General features: G+C 66.5%; 13 protein-coding genes and 1 tRNA gene. 12 read left to right on the top strand and 2 right to left on the bottom strand.

What is annotated here, in order from left to right:
• Window positions 1-52 precede the first annotated feature (52 nt).
• Complete coding sequence (locus tag AC6CH0_RS13795) at window positions 53-502, top strand: SRPBCC family protein (protein ID WP_498101802.1); 450 nt, start codon at window positions 53-55, stop codon at window positions 500-502.
• A 19-nt stretch (window positions 503-521) separates the two neighbouring features.
• On the opposite strand, the gene AC6CH0_RS13790 is transcribed toward AC6CH0_RS13795, so the two are convergent.
• Window positions 522-607: transfer RNA gene (locus tag AC6CH0_RS13790), tRNA-Leu, on the bottom strand.
• Window positions 608-643: 36 nt separating this feature from the next.
• Between AC6CH0_RS13790 and AC6CH0_RS13785 the strand changes: the two genes are divergently transcribed.
• The 5 genes from AC6CH0_RS13785 to rpsA all read left to right on the top strand — a co-directional run bounded on the left by AC6CH0_RS13785 (window position 644) and on the right by rpsA (window position 8449).
• Window positions 644-1249, top strand: a complete 606-nt coding sequence (locus AC6CH0_RS13785) for an ANTAR domain-containing response regulator (protein WP_022892009.1) — start codon at window positions 644-646, stop codon at window positions 1247-1249.
• A gap of 153 nt (window positions 1250-1402) precedes the next feature.
• Entirely contained in the window at window positions 1403-4102 is a 2700-nt protein-coding gene (polA, locus tag AC6CH0_RS13780) for a DNA polymerase I (protein WP_498101800.1), read from the top strand.
• Window positions 4103-4145: 43 nt separating this feature from the next.
• Complete coding sequence (locus tag AC6CH0_RS13775; protein ID WP_498101798.1) at window positions 4146-5819, top strand: DUF885 domain-containing protein; 1674 nt, start codon at window positions 4146-4148, stop codon at window positions 5817-5819.
• Between the two features lie 34 nt (window positions 5820-5853).
• A complete protein-coding gene (locus AC6CH0_RS13770) occupies window positions 5854-6843 on the top strand; it encodes an epimerase (RefSeq protein WP_498101796.1) in 990 nt (329 codons plus the stop codon).
• A gap of 154 nt (window positions 6844-6997) precedes the next feature.
• Window positions 6998-8449 (top strand): 30S ribosomal protein S1, encoded by a 1452-nt coding sequence (gene rpsA / locus AC6CH0_RS13765; protein ID WP_498101794.1) that lies wholly within the window; start codon window positions 6998-7000, stop codon window positions 8447-8449.
• A 54-nt stretch (window positions 8450-8503) separates the two neighbouring features.
• On the opposite strand, the gene AC6CH0_RS13760 is transcribed toward rpsA, so the two are convergent.
• Window positions 8504-9112, bottom strand: a complete 609-nt coding sequence (locus tag AC6CH0_RS13760) for a DUF4126 domain-containing protein (protein WP_498101792.1) — start codon at window positions 9110-9112, stop codon at window positions 8504-8506.
• A gap of 50 nt (window positions 9113-9162) precedes the next feature.
• Here AC6CH0_RS13760 and coaE point away from each other — a divergent pair, with 50 nt between their 5' ends.
• The 6 genes from coaE to whiA all read left to right on the top strand — a co-directional run bounded on the left by coaE (window position 9163) and on the right by whiA (window position 18826).
• Window positions 9163-9777, top strand: a complete 615-nt coding sequence (gene coaE / locus AC6CH0_RS13755) for a dephospho-CoA kinase (protein ID WP_498101790.1) — start codon at window positions 9163-9165, stop codon at window positions 9775-9777.
• A gap of 61 nt (window positions 9778-9838) precedes the next feature.
• Window positions 9839-11905 (top strand): excinuclease ABC subunit UvrB, encoded by a 2067-nt coding sequence (gene uvrB, locus AC6CH0_RS13750; protein WP_498101788.1) that lies wholly within the window; start codon window positions 9839-9841, stop codon window positions 11903-11905.
• 105 nt (window positions 11906-12010) lie between these two features.
• The gene (uvrA, locus tag AC6CH0_RS13745; RefSeq protein ID WP_498101786.1) at window positions 12011-14902 is read left to right on the top strand and encodes an excinuclease ABC subunit UvrA; all 2892 of its coding nucleotides are present in this window, start codon (window positions 12011-12013) and stop codon (window positions 14900-14902) included.
• A 4-nt stretch (window positions 14903-14906) separates the two neighbouring features.
• Window positions 14907-16892: an excinuclease ABC subunit UvrC gene (gene uvrC / locus AC6CH0_RS13740; protein ID WP_498101784.1), complete on the top strand. Its 1986-nt coding sequence runs from the start codon at window positions 14907-14909 to the stop codon at window positions 16890-16892.
• Between the two features lie 37 nt (window positions 16893-16929).
• Window positions 16930-17805: an RNase adapter RapZ gene (gene rapZ, locus AC6CH0_RS13735; protein WP_498101782.1), complete on the top strand. Its 876-nt coding sequence runs from the start codon at window positions 16930-16932 to the stop codon at window positions 17803-17805.
• Window positions 17806-17845: 40 nt separating this feature from the next.
• Window positions 17846-18826: a DNA-binding protein WhiA gene (whiA, locus tag AC6CH0_RS13730; protein ID WP_498101780.1), complete on the top strand. Its 981-nt coding sequence runs from the start codon at window positions 17846-17848 to the stop codon at window positions 18824-18826.
• Window positions 18827-18868: the final 42 nt, after the last annotated feature.

Genomic DNA, 18868 nt, shown 5'->3' with positions numbered 1-18868 from the left:
TGAGGAGCCGGTCCCGTCGGGGCCGGCTCCTCACGCATGTCAGACTGCAGGAGTGGTCGTCGAGTTCGAGTGCCGTACCCGGTTGCCGGTGGGCATCGAAGTCGCGTTCGATCGGTCGCGCAGCATCGACGCGCACACCGCATCGATGGAATCATCCCGTGAGCGCGCCGTCGACGGCGTGACGTCCGGCCTGATCGGCCTCGGTGAAGAGGTGACCTGGAGTGCGCGGCACTTCGGTGTGCGGTTGCGCATGACGAGCAGGATCACCGAGATGCAGCGGCCGGAATACTTCGTCGACGAGCAGCTGAGCGGTCCGTTCTCGTGGTTCCGCCATGAGCATCGGTTCGAGTCGATCGGTGACGGCACCCTCATGACCGACCGGGTGGCCTTCGCCGCGCCGCTCGGTCCGCTCGGTCGCCTCGCCGAACTCGTCGTCGGCCCGTATCTCCGGCGCCTGATCGAGCGCCGCGGGGTGTTTCTCGCGTCATCGCCTCACGAGTGATCTCGCGGCATCGTTCGACTGGTGCCGGTGGTGGGGGTCGAACCCACACGCCCTTTCGGGCAAAGCATTTTGAGTGCTCCGCGTCTGCCATTCCGCCACACCGGCCAGAGGCCCTGCTCAGAATACCGTAGGCTTTCCTGCGTGACAGACACCGAATCAACCCAGCCGGCACCGCGCCGCGTCGTCGTTGCAGAAGATGAGTCCCTCATCCGCCTCGACATCGTCGAGATCCTGCGCGACAACGGCTTCGAGGTCGTCGGCGAAGCAGGTGACGGCGAGACCGCAGTGGCGCTCGCGACCGAGCTCCGGCCCGATCTCGTCATCATGGACGTCAAGATGCCACAGCTCGACGGAATCTCCGCGGCTGAACGGCTCTCGAAGGGCCACATCGCCCCGGTCGTGCTCCTGACGGCATTCAGCCAGAAAGAACTCGTCGAGCGTGCCAGCGAAGCGGGCGCCCTGGCGTACGTCGTCAAGCCGTTCACGCCCAACGACCTGCTTCCCGCCATCGAGATCGCCCTCGCCCGGCACGCGCAGATCATCGCGCTCGAGGCCGAGGTCGGCGATCTCGTCGAGCGCTTCGAGACCCGCAAGCTCGTCGACCGTGCCAAGGGCCTGCTCAACGAGAAGATGGGTCTCTCCGAGCCCGAGGCGTTCCGTTGGATCCAGAAGGCATCGATGGACCGGCGTCTCACCATGAAAGACGTCTCGCAGGCCATCATCGAACAACTCGCCGCGAAGAAGTAGGCGACAGCACTCCAAGACAGCGGATGCCGCGGCGACACCTGTCGCCGCGGCATCCGCTGTCTGCATGTCGGGGCGCCTTCGCGTCATCGGTCGACGACGGGCCGTGGTGCAGCGCCGTCGGGCAGTGTCGTCGGCCGCTTGTAGGCTTGCGGGGTGTCGGACGCAGATAAGCCCACCCTCCTCGTCATCGACGGTCACTCGCTGGCCTTCCGAGCCTTCTATGCACTCCCGGTCGACAGTTTCACCACGCGTGACGGCCAGCACACGAATGCGATCCACGGCTTCCTGTCGATGCTGTTGCTGCTCCTGCAGAATGAGAAGCCGACGCACCTCGCGGTCGCGTTCGACATCTCGCGATCCTCATTCCGAACGCGCGAGTACCCCGAGTACAAGGGCACCCGCGGTGAGACCCCCGTCGAGTTCAAGGGGCAGGTGCCGCTGTTGCAAGACGCGCTGAAGGCGATGGGCGTTCGCACCCTCGAGAAAGAGGACTTCGAGGCCGACGACATCCTCGCCACGCTCGCGGCCCGAGGCCGCGCTGAGGGATACCGCGTTCTGCTGGTCTCGGGCGATCGCGACACCATCCAGCTCGTCAACGACGATGTGACGTTGCTCTACCCCAACACGCAGGGCGTCTCGCAGTTGAAGCGCTACGACACCGATGCGGTCATCGAGCGTTACGGCATCCGCCCCGAGCAGTACCCCGATGTGGCGGCGCTCGTCGGCGAGTCGAGCGACAACCTGATCGGCATCACGAAGGTCGGCGAGAAGACCGCCGTCAAGTGGCTCGGGCTCTACGGCGACCTCGACGGCATCCTCGAGCACGCCGACGAGATCAAAGGCGTGGTGGGGCAGAACCTGCGAGACGAGAAAGAGAACGCGATTCGCAACCGGCGGCTCAACAGGCTCGTCGACGACGTGGAGCTCGAAGTGAAGCTCGATGAGCTCGTGACCAGGCCGATCGACATCGATGCGGTGCAGCCGCTCTTCGAACGGCTCGAGTTCCGCACGCTGTTCGAGCGGCTCAAGAAGATCGCCGGCGGCGAGGTGAACGGCGGCGCAGGGGCGAGCGGTGCGCCGGCGTCCGCAGCGGCGCCGGTCGAAGAGGCACAGGCTGCGCCCGCGGCACCGACTCCGCGGCGCCTGCTCGACGAGGAGCTCGCCGTCTGGCTCGAGCGCGCGAAGTCTGCGGAGCCGGCCGGTCTCGGTCTCAGCATCGAGGTGCTCGACGGCCGTGTTATCGGCGCCGGCATCGCGACTGCCGAAGAGACGGTGCAGCTGCCGTGGCAGCCAGGTCGCTCCGACTACGCCTCGTTCGAAGAGTGGCTCGCCAGCGATGCCCCGAAGATCATGACCGATGCGAAGTCGCAGCTGAAGGCGCTCACGCGCTCGGGTCTGGCGCTCGGCGGCCTCGTCGTCGACACGCTCGTCGCGGGTTGGCTCGTGCGACCGATCCTCGCTGAGAAGACCCTCGCCGACCTCGTCGAGCGGTACCTCGGCGAGACCGTGCCGCAAGCCGACCCCGCCCAGCTCATACCCGAAGAGGGGTCGGACGCAGGTGCGCCCGAGTACGCCTGGTACTCGTTGCGAGTCGCGCCGGTCGTGCTCAAGTCGCTTTCCGAGAGCTCCCGACAGCTGCTCGCCGATGTCGAGATGCCGCTCGTGCCGGTGCTCGCCTCGATGGAACTCCGCGGCGTGACCGTCGACCACGACGAACTCGCCGCGCTCTCCTCCGAACTCGGCACGCGCGCCGCAGGCCTTGCGGAGTCCGCATTCGCCGAGATCGGCCGCGAGGTCAACCTCGGATCGCCGAAGCAGCTGCAAGAGGTGCTGTTCGAACAGCTCGGCATGCCGAAGACCCGCGCGACGAAGACCGGCTACACGACCGATGCGAGCGCGCTGGCAGACCTGCAGGAGTCGAATCCGCATCCCTTCCTCGGCTACCTGCTCGAGCATCGCGATGCCACGAAGCTGCGGCAGATCGTCGAGTCGCTCGACAAGTCGATCGCCGATGACGGTCGCATCCACACGAGCTACGGGCAGGTCGGTGCTGCGACCGGTCGCATGTCGTCGAACGACCCGAACCTGCAGAACATCCCCATCCGCACCGAAGACGGCCGCCGCATTCGCAAGGCGTTCCGGCACGGATCCGAGTACACCGAGCTGCTCACGGCCGACTACTCCCAGATCGAGATGCGCATCATGGCGCACCTCTCTGGAGACCCCGGTCTCATCGAGGCGTTCAACGCGGGCGAAGACCTTCACCGATTCGTGGGTGCTCGTGTCTTCGCGGTCGACCCGGCCGACGTCACCCCGGTGATGCGCACGAAGGTGAAGGCCATGTCGTACGGCCTCGCCTACGGGCTCAGCGCGTTCGGCCTGTCGAAGCAGCTTCGCATCGACCGCGCCGAGGCGACCCAGCTGATGAAGGAGTACTTCGAGCGGTTCGGGGCGGTGCGCGACTACCTGCGCACCGTCGTCGAGCAAGCGAAGATCGACGGCTACACCGAGACGATCTTCGGTCGCCGGCGTCCGTTCCCCGACCTCAACAGCCCCAATCGCGTGCACCGCGAGAACGCCGAGCGGGCGGCACTCAATTCGCCGATCCAGGGCTCCGCGGCCGACATCATCAAGATCGCGATGGCGCGGGTCGAGGCCGACCTCCTCGAGCGAGGCCTTGCCAGTCGTATGCTCCTGACCGTGCACGATGAGCTCATCTTCGAGGTCGCCGACGGGGAGTCGGAGGTGCTCGAGACAGTCGTCCGCGATCGTATGGCGCACGCTGCCGAGTTGCTCGTGCCGCTCGATGTGCAGATCGGACGCGGGGCGAACTGGGAGGACGCCGCTCACTGATCGACGCGCGCACGATGTCGTCCGGCTGCCATAGGGTCGGAGCATGGCATCGAGTGAGCGCACCCCGACCGACATCGATCGCATCGCAGAGGGGTGGGTCGACACGCTCGTCGAGCTGAACCCCGGCGTGGGCACCTACATCGGGCGCACGACGCACGACGACCGACTCGCCGACTACTCACCCGCCGGCCACGATCGCAGCATTGCGGCAACCCGTGAGGTGCGTGCGGCGTTGCGTTCGGCCACGCCGGTCGACGAGATCGATCGAATCACGGTCGCCGACCTCGGCAGTGAACTCGACCTCGAGCTCGAGCGGCATGAAGCCGGATTGCACCTGCGCGACCTGAACGTCATCGCGAGCCCGGCGCAAGAGATCCGCGAGGTCTTCGACCTCATGCCGACCGATGCCCCCGAAGAGTGGGAGCGCATCGCTTCTCGGCTCGAGGCGGTCCCCGGCGCGATCGACGGCTACATCGAGACCCTTCGGGCCGGAGCCGAGCGGGGCATCGTCCCTGCCCGACGGCAGGTGCGAGAGGTCGCAGCCCAAGCGCGCCGCATTGCGAAGCCAGACGGGTTCTTCACGACGTTCACGGGTTCCGCCGAGACTGGTGGTGCCGCGCTTCCTGATGCGCTCACACGTCACCTGGGCGCCGGCGCGGGCGACGCGGCCGCCGCCTACGGCAGGCTCGCCGAGTTCCTCGAGACCGAACTCCAGCCGGTCGCCGGTGACCGCGACGCGGTGGGGCGCGAGCTCTACGCGCTGCAGTCGCGTCAATTCCTCGGCGCCGAGATCGACCTCGATGAGACCTACGAGTGGGGCATCGAAGAGCTCGCCCGCATGGTCGCCGAGCAGGAATCGATCGCGAGCGAGATCGTGCCCGGGGCATCCGTCGCCGAGGCCATCGCCTTCCTCGATGGCGACCCGTCGCGCAAGCTGCACGGCACCGATGCGTTGCAGCGGTGGATGCAGGAGACGAGCGACCGGGCCGTTGCCGAGCTCGCCGGCACGCAGTTCGACATCCCGGCCGAGATCCGCACGCTCGAGTGCATGATCGCGCCGACGCAAGAGGGCGGCATCTACTACACGGGTCCGAGCGACGATTTCTCGCGTGCCGGTCGCATGTGGTGGTCGGTGCCCGAGGGCGTGACCGAGTTCGACACGTGGCGCGAGCTGACCACCGTCTATCACGAGGGCGTTCCGGGTCACCACCTGCAGATCGGCCAGGCGGTCGTGAACCGCGGCCAACTCAACACCTGGCGTCGTCAGCTCGCGGGCACTTCGGGTCATGCCGAAGGTTGGGCGCTCTACGCCGAACGACTCATGCAGGGGCTCGGCTACCTCGACGACCCTGCCGATCGGCTCGGCATGCTCGATGGGCAGCGCATGCGTGCAGCTCGCGTCGTGCTCGACATCGGGGTGCACCTTGGCAAGCAGCGGCCCGACGGGGGCGGCATCTGGACCGGCGAGTACGCGTTCGAGTTCCTCGGCGAGAACGTCAACATGAACGACGGCTTCGTGCGGTTCGAGGTGAATCGATACCTCGGGTGGCCGGGCCAGGCACCCTCCTACAAGGTGGGCCAGCGCATCTGGGAGCAATTGCGCGACGAAGTGGCACGCCGCGAGGGTGCCGCGTTCGACATCCGTGAGTTCCATCGCCGAGCGCTCGGCCTCGGCGGCGTCGGACTCGACACCCTCCGCTCGGCGCTGCTCGCTTGAGCGCGCCCACCGAGTGGCCTGTGCAGGCGGCGGAATGAGTCGCATCGTCGTCGCCGGCGCATCGGGGTTCATCGGGCAGCACCTCGTGCGGCACTTCGGCGCACAGGGTGCGGAGGTCGCGACGATCGGGCGCGGTACGGAAGCGGATGTCGCGTGGGGCGACTCGGCCGCCATTCGACAGGTTCTCGACGGCGCCGACGTGCTCGTGAACCTCGCCGGCAAGAGCGTGAACTGCCGATACACGCCCGCCAATCGTGCCGAGATCCTCCGCTCCAGAGTCGAGACCACCGCGGCGCTGCGCGAGGCCGTGGCATCCGTCGCCGCGCCGCCGAGCATCTGGTTCAACGCCTCGACGGCCACGATCTACCGACACGCCGACGACCGGCCGATGACGGAACTCGGCGGTGAACTCGGCGCGGGATTCTCGGTCGACATCGCGCGAGCGTGGGAGCACGAGTTCTTCGAGGGCAGCTTGCCCGCGACCCGTCGGATCGCGCTTCGTCTCGCGATCGTGCTCGGCGACGGCAGTGTCATGCGCCCGCTGACGATGCTCGCCCGGCTCGGACTCGGAGGCCCGCAACTCGACGGGCGTTGGCCGGCCACGCGAGCGCGTCGGGCGTCGGGTACGCAGCACGAGTTCCAGACCCGAGGCGGTCGCCAACGGTTCAGCTGGGTGCACATCGACGACGTCGTCGACGTGATCGAGTTCCTCAGCGGCAGGCCCGAACTCGACGGTGTCATCAACGTGAGCGCGCCGGAGCCGACCGACAATCGCACGCTCATGCGCACCATTCGGCGAGTTCTGGGCGTCCCGATCGGTGTGCCGGCGTGGCGTTGGATGCTCGAACTCGGCTCGGCGGTGATCCGAACCGAGACCGAACTCGTACTGAAGAGTCGTTGGGTCGTGCCCGAGCGCCTCCTCGAGGCGGGATACTCGTTCGAGTACTCCGAGCTCGAGCCCGCACTCCGCAGCATCCTCGGGCCTGATTCCGGCCTCGAGCCGGCCGCGCGACCCGGTGCCTGACCGGGGTGGATGGCGCGGTTGCCGCTGAGGGATTCGTTCCGTTAGGATGGACTGTCACTCGTGTGACATCCCTGTCCGCATGCCCATCGCGGAACCAACATCACGCTCTCCCGCGCGATGGGCTCGATTTTGTCCTTTACGGAGCATTCACTACATGACAACCGCAACGACCAAGGCACCCAAGCAGGTCGCGATCAACGACATCGGATCTGCTGACGATTTCCTCGCCGCGGTCGAGAAGACTCTGAAGTTCTTCAACGACGGCGACCTCATCGAGGGCACCGTTGTGAAGATCGACCGCGACGAGGTTCTCCTCGACGTCGGCTACAAGACCGAGGGTGTCATCCCCTCGCGTGAGCTTTCGATCAAGCACGACGTCGACCCCAGCGAGGTCGTCGGCGTCGGCGACACCGTCGAGGCACTCGTCCTCCAGAAGGAAGACAAAGAAGGCCGCCTCATCCTGTCCAAGAAGCGCGCTCAGTACGAGCGTGCATGGGGCGACGTGGAGAAGATCAAGGAAGCCGATGGCGTCGTGACCGGTTCGGTCATCGAGGTCGTCAAGGGCGGCCTGATCGTCGACATCGGCCTTCGCGGCTTCCTTCCGGCGTCGCTCATCGAGCTTCGCCGCGTGCGCGACCTCACGCCGTACCTCGGCCAGGAGATCGAAGCGAAGATCCTCGAGCTCGACAAGAACCGCAACAACGTCGTGCTCTCGCGCCGCGCGCTGCTCGAGCAGACGCAGTCCGAGTCGCGTTCGACGTTCCTCGCGAACCTTCACCCGGGCCAGATCCGCAAGGGCGTCATCTCGTCGATCGTCAACTTCGGTGCGTTCGTCGACCTGGGTGGCGTCGACGGTCTCGTCCACGTCTCCGAGCTCTCGTGGAAGCACATCGAGCACGCCTCCGAGGTCGTCGAGGTCGGCCAGGAGGTCACCGTCGAGGTGCTCTCCGTCGAGCTCGACCGCGAGCGCGTCTCGCTGTCGCTCAAGGCGACGCAGGAGGACCCGTGGCAGGTCTTCGCCCGTACCCACGCGATCGGCCAGGTCGCCCCGGGTAAGGTCACGAAGCTCGTTCCGTTCGGTGCGTTCGTTCGCGTCGCAGACGGCATCGAGGGCCTCGTCCACATCTCCGAGCTGTCGGGCAAGCACGTCGAGCTCGCCGAGCAGGTCGTGTCGGTCGGCGAAGAGGTCTTCGTCAAGGTCATCGACATCGACCTCGAGCGTCGCCGCATCTCGCTCTCGCTGAAGCAGGCGAACGAGGGCGTCGACCCCGAGGGCACCGAGTTCGACCCGGCGCTCTACGGCATGCTCACCGAGTACGACGAAGCGGGCAACTACAAGTACCCCGAAGGCTTCGACTCGGAGACCAACGAGTGGCGTGAGGGCTTCGAATCCCAGCGCGAGAAGTGGGAGCAGGACTACGCTGCCGCCCAGGCTCGTTGGGAAGCGCACAAGAAGCAGGTCGCCGCGGCGAACGCTGCTGCTGTCGCCGACGACTCGTTCACCTCGAGCGCGGCAACGTTCTCGAGCGACTCGGCCGGCGCGGGCACCCTCGCCGACGACGCGTCGCTCGCGGCGCTGCGCGAGAAGCTCTCGAGCAACAACTAGTCGCGATTCGCGAGACGGAAGGCCGGTCCCCTCGGGGGCCGGCCTTCCGGCGTTTCACGATGACGTCGAGGTCGATGGGTGTCGCGTGCGCCGCGCACGGCGTCGGCGCACGACGATGATCACGAGCACCACGATCACGATGATGCCGAGCACCACCAGCACCGGCGCGAGGATGGCGGCGAATGCGAGGGCGAATGAGCCGGCGTCCTCGGCCACGCTGGCGACCGGCGCGCCGACGCCCGCGGTCATGCCGTTGATCACCGGACGCGCCATCGATTTCGCGAGATGCACGAGGAGCGCGAGCACCACGCCGACGGCGATCGGCACCCATTGCTGCGAGCTGAAGAAGGACTCGGGGTCGGTGACCGCCGCGGTCGTGGCGCCGACGCCCGAACCGAACGCGAGGCCGCCCGCGGTCGGACGCACGAAGGTCTGCACGACGTCGTTCATGGAATCGAGTCCCGGCACTTTGTCGGCGATGAACTCGACGATGAGCAGCACCACGAGGATCAGCAGCACCCATTCGTTCGAGAGCCATGCCCACTGGGGTGGCAACTCGATGAGCCCGGTGAAGCGATCGAGTGCGCCGATCACCATGAGCGGGATCCAGGCGTTCAATCCTGCAGCAAGGGCGAGTCCGGTTCCCGTCAGCAACTCGAGCATGGCGCCTCCTCAGCCGTCGCGTCGAGTGTCGCACGGTTAGAGTGGGTGGCGTGTATCTGATCGGCCTCACGGGCGGCATCGCCTCAGGAAAGTCCACCGTCGCTCGTCGGCTCTACGAACACGGCGCCGTGCATATCGACGCCGACCAGCTCGCGCGCCGGGTGGTGGAACCCGGAACCCCGGCACTGGCGGCGATCGTCGAAGCATTCGGCTCCGACGTACTGGGGCGAGACGGTTCGCTCGACCGGGCGAAGCTCGGCGAACACGTCTTCGGTGATGCGGAGGCGCTCGAGAAGCTGAATGCGATCGTGCACCCCGCCGTCCGAGAGCTCTCGGGTCGGCTGATCGCGAAGGCGGAGCAGGACGACCCCGACGCCGTCGTGGTCTACGACGTCCCGTTGCTCGTCGAAGCATCCGTCGACCACCCGTTCGACCTGATCGTGGTGACCAATGCGCCGAGACGCACGCAGGTCGAGCGTCTCGTCGAGCAGCGTGGGCTCGACCCGCTCCAGGCCGAGGCACGCGTCGACGCACAGGTCGACAACACCGCACGGCTCGCGATCGCCGATGTCGTCATCGACACCGATGGCACGCTCGGACACACGATGAGCCAGACCGATGCGCTCTGGCACCGCATCGTCGACGAACGCCGCACTCGGGCGTAGCGCACGGGCCAGGAGTCCGCTTCCGGGCGTGGTGTCGGTGGGCGCTCCTAGACTGGAGATCATGCAGGCCACCCGTTCCGTTCGCCCCTTCGAGGTCATCAGCGAGTACACGCCGAGCGGCGATCAGCCCGCGGCGATCGCCGAACTCGCGGGGCGCATCAACGCCGGTGAGACCGATGTCGTGCTGCTCGGTGCGACGGGCACCGGCAAGTCGGCGACCACCGCGTGGCTCATCGAGCAGGTGCAGCGGCCCACACTGGTGCTCGCGCACAACAAGACGCTCGCCGCACAGCTCGCCAACGAGTTCCGCGAACTCATGCCCAACAACGCGGTCGAGTATTTCGTCTCGTACTACGACTACTACCAGCCCGAGGCGTACGTCCCGCAGACCGACACCTTCATCGAGAAGGACTCCTCGGTCAACGCAGAGGTCGAGCGCTTGCGGCACTCGACCACCAATTCGCTGCTCAGCCGCCGCGACGTCGTGGTCGTCTCGTCCGTGTCGTGCATCTACGGTCTCGGCACCCCCGAAGAGTACTTGGGCGCGATGATGCCGCTGCAGGTCGGCCAGCGAGTCGACCGCGACTGGCTCATCCGCAAGTTCGTCTCGATGCAGTACCAGCGCAACGACGTCGACTTCTCGCGGGGCAACTTCCGGGTTCGCGGCGACACGATCGAGATCATTCCGATCTACGAAGAACTGGCGATCCGCATCGAGATGTTCGGTGATGAGATCGAGGCGCTCTACAGCCTGCATCCGCTCACGGGGCAGGTCGTCGCCAAGCTCGACTCGGTGCCGGTCTTCCCGGGGTCGCACTACGTCGCGAGCACCGATGTGATGCAACGCGCCATCGGTACGATCCGCATCGAGCTCGAAGAACGACTCGCCGAGCTCGAGCGCGAGGGCAAGCTCCTCGAGGCGCAGCGCCTGCGCATGCGCACCACGTTCGACCTCGAGATGATGGAGCAGATCGGCTTCTGCTCGGGCATCGAGAACTACTCGCGGCACATCGACGGTCGGCAGCCCGGCGAGGCGCCGCACTGCCTCCTCGACTACTTCGCCGACGACTTCCTCGTGGTGATCGACGAGTCGCATGTCACCGTGCCCCAGATCGGCGCGATGTACGAGGGCGACTCCGCACGCAAGCGCACCCTCGTCGAACACGGCTTCCGGCTCCCGAGCGCGCTCGATAACCGGCCGCTGAAGTGGAACGAGTTCAAAGAGCGTGTCGGGCAGACCGTCTATCTCTCGGCGACTCCCGGTCGATATGAGATGGGCATCGCCGACGGCGTGGTCGAGCAGATCATCCGTCCGACTGGTCTCGTCGATCCGCAGATCGTGGTGAAACCCTCCAAGGGGCAGATCGACGACCTGCTCGAAGAGATTCGCGCCCGGGCGCAGCGCGACGAACGGGTGCTCGTCACCACGCTCACGAAGAAGATGGCTGAAGAGCTGACCGACTTCCTCACCGAGGCGGGCGTGCGCGTGCGCTATCTCCACTCAGACGTCGACACGCTTCGACGTGTCGAACTGCTGACCGAACTCAGGGCGGGCGTCTACGACGTGCTCGTCGGCATCAACCTCCTCCGTGAGGGGCTCGACCTGCCCGAGGTGTCGCTCGTCGCAATCCTCGACGCCGATAAAGAGGGCTTCCTCCGCTCATCGACCTCGCTCATCCAGACCATCGGTCGCGCCGCTCGAAACGTCTCGGGCGAGGTGCACATGTACGCCGACGTGCTGACGGACTCGATGAAGTCGGCGATCGACGAGACGACGAGGCGTCGCGATCGTCAGATCGAGTACAACCGCGTGAACGGCATCGACCCGCAACCGCTCCGCAAGCGCATCGCCGACATCACCGACGTGCTCGCACGCGAAGAGGCCGACACGGCAGCCCTGCTCGCCGGTCGCGACGCCAAGAAGAAGGCGCCGGTGCCGAACCTCCGTCGAGAGGGCATCGCGGCGGCCGGCGCCAACGATCTCGAAGACCTCATCCGCGATCTCAACGACCAGATGCTCGTGGCGGCAGGGGAGCTGAAGTTCGAGCTCGCTGCCCGTTTGCGCGACGAGGTCTCAGACCTGAAGCGCGAGCTCCGCCAGATGGAGAAGGCCGGCCACCTGGGCTGAGATCCGGGGCTGTGCGCCCCGCCGGACGCTGCGTTCGAACATATGTTCGCTCAGAGCGTGTGCTCTCGAGGCATCCGTGTCAGTGGTGCTCTCTACACTCGAAGGGTGCCAGTTTCACGTCTCGATGCCCATTCGCACCTGAGCGTCCGGGGTGCCCGCGTTCACAACCTGAAGAACGTCGACGTCGAGATTCCGCGCGACGCGATGGTGGTGTTCACCGGCCTCTCGGGCTCGGGCAAGTCCTCACTCGCCTTCGACACGATCTTCGCCGAAGGCCAGCGACGATACGTCGAATCGCTGTCGGCGTATGCGCGGCAGTTCCTGGGCCAGGTCGATCGTCCCGACGTCGACTTCATCGAGGGCCTCAGCCCTGCGGTCTCGATCGACCAGAAGTCGACGAATCGCAACCCCCGCTCCACGGTCGGTACGATCACCGAGATCTACGACTACATGCGTCTGCTCTGGGCCCGCATCGGCGTGCCGCACTGTCCGGTGTGCGGCGAGCGCATCCAGCGACAGACCGTGCAGCAGATCGCCGATCAGCTCATGGAGCTGGCGGAAGGCACTCGGTACCAGGTGGTGAGCCCCGTGATCTCGAAGAAGAAGGGCGAGTTCGTCGACCTCTTCCGAGATCTGGCTGCGCAGGGCTATACGCGCGCAGTCGTCGATGGCGACGTCATCCGTCTCGACGACCCGCCCCTGCTCAAGAAGCAGGTCAAGCACGACATCTCGGTCGTCATCGACCGGCTCGTAGCCGGTCCCGACCTCCTTGGCCGACTCACCGACTCTCTCGAGACGGCATTGCGTCTGACCGACGGCCTCGTGCAGATCAACTACATCGACGAGACCGGCCCTGTCGCGTGGGCGACGTTCTCCGAGAAGCTCTCGTGCCCGAACCAGCACCCGATCCAGCTCACCGAGATCGAGCCGCGCACCTTCTCGTTCAACGCGCCGTTCGGTGCCTGCCTCGAGTGCTCAGGCCTCGGCACCCGCATGTCGGTCGACGACGCGCTGCTGCTCGGCGACCAGAGCCTGAGCATCACCGACGGCGTCATCCTGCCGTGGACCTCGCAGGGCAAGAGTCTCTACAACTACTACGAGAAGCTGCTCGGCGGTCTCGCTCGCGATCTCGGCTTCTCGCTCGACACCCCGTGGGAGGAGCTCGACGACATCGCGCGCCAAGCGGTGCTGCGCGGCGACAACTTCGAGGTCAAGGTGAAGTGGCGCAATCGCTACGGCCGTGAGATGAGCTATACCTCGGGGTTCGAGGGAGTGGTGCCCTACATCGAGCGGCAGTACCTGCAGGCCGAGACCGATGTGCAGCGCGCGCGCTGGGCCGAGTACCTGCGTGAAGTGCCGTGTCCTGTTTGCGACGGCAAGCGGCTGAAGCCCGAGGTGCTCTCGGTGCTCATCCACGACGCGAGCATCGCCGATGTGGGATTGCTCAGCCTCACCGACGCGCGGTCGTTCATGGACCGCCTCGAACTCACCGGCCGTGAGCAGGCGATCGCCGCCCAGGTGCTGCGCGAGATCAAGCTGCGTCTCGACTTCCTCATCCGCGTCGGCCTCAGTTACCTCGACCTCTCACGGGCGGCGGCGACGCTGTCCGGAGGCGAAGCCCAGCGCATCAGGCTCGCGACGCAGATCGGCTCTGGTCTCACGGGTGTGCTCTACGTGCTCGACGAGCCGAGCATCGGTCTCCATCAACGCGACAACCGGCGACTCATCGACACGCTCATCGCGCTTCGCGACCTCGGCAACACGCTGATCGTCGTCGAGCACGACGAAGACACCATTCGCACTGCCGACTGGATCGTCGACATCGGGCCCGGCGCCGGCGTGAACGGCGGCACGGTCGTGCACTCCGGGAGCTACGCCGACCTCGTCAAGAACACGCGGTCCCTGACCGGCGACTACCTCTCGGGGCGGAAAGAGATCGCGGTTCCCGAGCAGCGGCGCGCGATCGATGCGGAGCGGATGATCGGTGTGCAGGGCGCCGAAGCCAACAATCTCCGCGGGGTCGATGTCGAATTCCCGCTGGGGGTGCTCACTGCGGTCACCGGGGTGAGCGGTTCCGGCAAGTCCTCGCTGGTCAACGACATCCTCTACCGGGTGCTCGCGAACCGGCTCAACGGAGCCCGCAAGGTTCCCGGCAAGCATCGCCGAGTCATCGGGCTCGACCAGCTCGACAAGGTCGTGCATGTCGACCAGGCACCGATCGGTCGCACGCCGCGATCGAATCCCGCCACCTACACCGGCGTCTTCGATCGTATTCGCACGCTCTTCTCCGAGACGAACGAGTCGAAGGCCCGCGGCTACCTGCCGGGTCGCTTCAGCTTCAACGTCAAGGGCGGGCGCTGCGAGGCGTGCTCAGGCGACGGCACGATCAAGATCGAGATGAACTTCCTGCCCGACGTCTACGTCGCGTGCGAGGTCTGCGGCGGCAAGCGGTACAACCGCGAAACCCTGCAGGTGCACTACAAGGGCAAGAACATCGCCGAAGTGCTCGAGATGCCGATCAGCGAGGCCGCCGACTTCTTCGAGCCGATCTCGGCGATCCACCGGTACCTGAAGACACTCGTCGACGTCGGCCTCGGCTACGTGCATCTCGGCCAGAGTGCGACCACCCTCTCGGGCGGTGAGGCGCAACGCGTCAAGCTCGCGACGGAGCTGCAGCGTCGCTCCAACGGACGAAGCGTCTACGTGCTCGACGAGCCCACCACGGGACTGCACTTCGAAGACGTGCAGAAGCTGCTCAAGGTACTCGGCAAGCTCGTCGACAAGGGCAACACCGTCATCGTCATCGAGCACAGCCTCGACGTCATCAAGTCGGCCGACTGGATCATCGACCTGGGGCCGGAGGGCGGATCCGGTGGTGGGCAGATCGTGGCGGTCGGCACGCCCGAGCACGTCGCCGCCGTTCCCGAGAGTCACACGGGCTACTTCCTGCGTGAGATCCTCGACTCGGCATCGGTGCGAGCAGCGGTCGCCAGCTGAGGCGATGAACACCGCACCGTCGAGTACCCAGGGCGTTCCCTATCGCCCGAAGAAGGGCGAGATTCCCACGAGCCCCGGCGTCTATCGGTTCCGAGACGCGGACCGCCGCGTGCTCTACGTCGGCAAGGCGAAGAACCTGCGTGCGCGACTGTCGAACTACTTCGCGCCGCTCCGCACGCTGCATGAGCGCACTCGCCGCATGGTGACGACGGCCGCCTCCGTCGAGTGGACCGTCGTCGCGAACGAGGTCGAGGCGCTCCAGCTCGAGTTCACATTGATCAACGAGTTCGATCCGCCGTTCAACGTGCAGTTCAAAGACGACAAGTCCTACCCCTATCTCGCCGTGACTCTGGCCGACGAGGCTCCTCGTGCCGTCGTCACCCGCAACCGGAACATCCGCGGCGCGCGGTACTTCGGGCCGTATCCGAAGGTGTGGGCGGTCAATGAGACGCTCGAGATCCTGCTCAAGCTGTTTCCGATCCGCACCTGCAAAGACTCCGACTACCGGCGTGCGATCGCCAGTGGCAAGCCGTGCTTCGCCGGGCAGATCGGGCGCTGCTTCGGCCCGTGCTCCGGGTTGGTGAGCATCGAAGAGCATCGCGAGAACGTCGATCGATTCGTCTCGTTCATGCAGAACCAAGACCGCCGCATCATCGGCGAACTGAACCAGCGCATGCGTGCGGCCGCGGCAGTGCAGGACTACGAGTCGGCAGCGCGATTGCGCGACCGGCTCCAGGCGGCGACCTCGTTCTTCGAGAAGAGCGCGGTCGTGCTGAGTGAGAACGTCGACATCGATGTGTTCGGCATCGATGACGACGAGCTCGCCGCGGCCGTGCAGCTCTTCATCGTGCGAGGCGGCCGCATCCGCGGCGTTCGTTCGTGGACCGTCGACAAAGAGCTCGACGTACCGCTCGGCGAGCTCGTGGACTCGGTCGTGCAGAACGCGTACGGAGACGGCGCCGTGCCGCCCGCCGAGGTCGTCGTGCCCGAACTGCCGGAAGATGCCGCAGCGCTCGAGACCTGGCTCGGCACGATCGCGGCTCGCAAGGTTCGCCTCCGTGCGGCCCAGCGCGGCGACAAGGCGGCGCTGCTGGCGACCGCGACGCAGAACGCGAAGCAGACGTTGATGCTCTACAAGACTCGGCGCAGCGCCGACTTCACGACCCGCTCACGCGCACTCGAAGACATCCAAGAGGCGCTCGGCATGGCCGACGCGCCGCTGCGCATCGAATGCTATGACGTCTCGCACCTCAGCGGCACCAACATCGTCGCGTCGATGGTGGTCTTCGAAGACGGACTTCCTCGCAAAGACGAGTACCGACGCTTCACGATCCCGAGCTCCACCGATGACACCGACTCGATCCATCAGGTGCTGTCCCGCCGGCTCGCGTATCTGAAGGCGCCCGAATCGGCGGGTTCGCCACTCGCACCCGACAACGTCCCTCCCGGCGCAGGTCAGGCGGAGGAGCTGGCGCCGGCTGACGCGTCTGCAGACGCGCAAGCCGATGCCGCGGCATCCGAGCGTCGCAAGAAGTTCGCGTACCGGCCGAACCTGCTCGTGGTCGACGGCGGGCAGCCGCAGGTCGCCGCGGCGGCGCGCGCCCTCGAGGAATCGGGCGTCGAGGGCATCTTCCTCTGCGGCATCGCGAAGCGACTCGAAGAGATCTGGACTCCCGAGGGCGACTTCCCGGTGATCCTGCCCCGAAACAGCGATGCCCTCTTCCTCTTCCAACGCGTGCGCGACGAAGCTCACCGGTTCGCGATCACGCATCAGCGGCAGCGTCGGAAGCGCGATATCAGCAGTGTGCTGTCCGAGATTCCGGGGCTCGGGCCATCGCGGGTCAAGGAGCTGTTGCGGCATTTCGGTTCCGTGAAGCAACTGCGTGCGGCATCCGAGACGTCGATCTCCGAGGTGAAGGGCATCGGACCCGCTCTCGCGGCGACCGTGCATCGCACGCTGCACGCCGACGGCGCCCCCGCGCCCCGGTAGGCTGGGGTGTCGACACGCGGAAGGGGGCCTCGACGCGATGACCGCTGATTCCGAGCAACAGGAGATGCTGATCGTCACGGGCATGTCCGGGGCGGGGCGCTCCACCGTGGGCAATGCCCTCGAAGACCTCGGCTGGTACGTCGTCGACAATCTTCCCCCGCAGATGCTGCGTCCCCTCGTGGAGCTCGTCGAGCGCGCCGGCACCTCCTTGCCGCGGATCGCGGCGATCGTCGATATCCGCGGTGGCGACTTCTTCTCCGAGCTGCGCGAGATCATCCAGGCGTTGCGCGCCGGCGTCAATGTGCGCGTGGTCTTCCTCGACGCCACAGACGCCGTTCTCGTGCGGCGTTTCGAGGCGGTTCGACGCCCCCACCCGCTGCAGGGCAACGGCACCCTCCTCGATGGCATCGGTGCCGAGCGCACACGGCTCGCCGAACTCCGCGAGGCGAGTGACATCGTCGTCGACACCTCCGATCTCAACATCCACCAGCTCGCGACCCTCGTCACCGAGACGTTCGCCGAGGCCGGGCACGCCGGTCTTCGTGTCACGATGCAGAGCTTCGGGTTCAAGTACGGCGTACCCTCCGACGCCGATCTCGTCGCCGACGCGAGATTCCTGCCGAACCCGTTCTGGATTCCCGAGCTTCGTCATCTCACCGGCAACGACGCCGCTGTTGCGGAGTACGTGCTGAGCCAGCCGGGTGCGACCGAGTTCCTCGATGCGTACGCCAAGGCTCTCGCACCCGTTCTCGCCGGCTACCAGCGCGAGAACAAGCGCCACGCGACGATCGCGATCGGATGCACCGGCGGCAAGCACCGCTCGGTCGCACTGGTTCGTGAACTGAGCACGCGCATCGCCGCGATGCCGGGAGTCGTCGTGAGTGTGAAAGACCGGGATCTCGGCCGCGAGTGATCGACGGCCTGGGAGACATGATGAGAGATGGGACGACGAGGTGGCGTTGACCGCGGACGTGAAAGAAGAACTGGCCCGCGTCGAGGTGTCCAAGACGGGGGTCAGGGTCGCTGAGCTCGCGTCGATCCTCCGGTTCGCCGGGGGACTGCATATCATCTCGAATCGCATCGCGATCGAGGCCGAGCTCGACTCGCCGACCCTCGCGCGACGCGTGACCCGGGATCTCGGCGAGATCTACGGGGTCCGCCCCGATGTGTCGGTGATCTCGCCGACGGGAATGCGACGCACGAACCAGTATCTCGTTCGAGTGCTCGACGGGGGAGAGACCCTCGCGCGCCAGACGGGGCTGCTCGACGCCCGGCGTCGCCCGGTGCGGGGGCTCCCGAACAAGCTGACGACCGGGTCTCGCGACGAGGTCGCCGCGATATGGCGCGGTGCATTCCTCGCGAAGGGGAGCCTGACGGATCCCGGTCGCTCGGCCGCGCTCGAGGTCACGTGTCCAGGCAACGAGACCGCGATGGCACTCGTGGGGGCCGCCGGGCGACTCGGCATCTCGGCGAAGGCTCGAGAGGTGCGCGGCGTGCACCGCGTCGTCATCCGCGACGGTGAAGCCATCAGTGCGATGCTCGCGGTGATGGGGGCCACCGATACCGTCCGCAATTGGGAAGAGCTGCGCCAGCGCCGCGAGGTACGCGCGACCGCCAATCGTCTCGTGAACTTCGATGACGCCAACCTGCGCCGATCGGCACAGGCCGCGGTTGCTGCCTGCGCTCGCGTCGAGCGGGCCATGGAACTGTTGGGCGAAGGCATCCCCGACCACCTCAAGTACGCCGGAGAGCTTCGGCTCTCGCACCGTGAGGCGAGCCTCGACGAGCTCGGTCACTACGCCGACCCGCCGATGACCAAAGACGCGGTCGCAGGGCGAATTCGCCGCCTCCTCGCCATGGCAGACAAGCGCGCCGCCGATCTGGGTGTGCCGGGAACCGAAGCGAGCCTGCCGGCGGATCTCGACGAGGTCTGAACAGCCGTTGCGCGTGTCCGGCGCACGACCGAACACAGAACT

The sequence above is a fragment of the Agromyces sp. GQ35 genome, from assembly GCF_059758475.1.
This window is presented reverse-complemented; position numbering and strand designations above follow the sequence as displayed.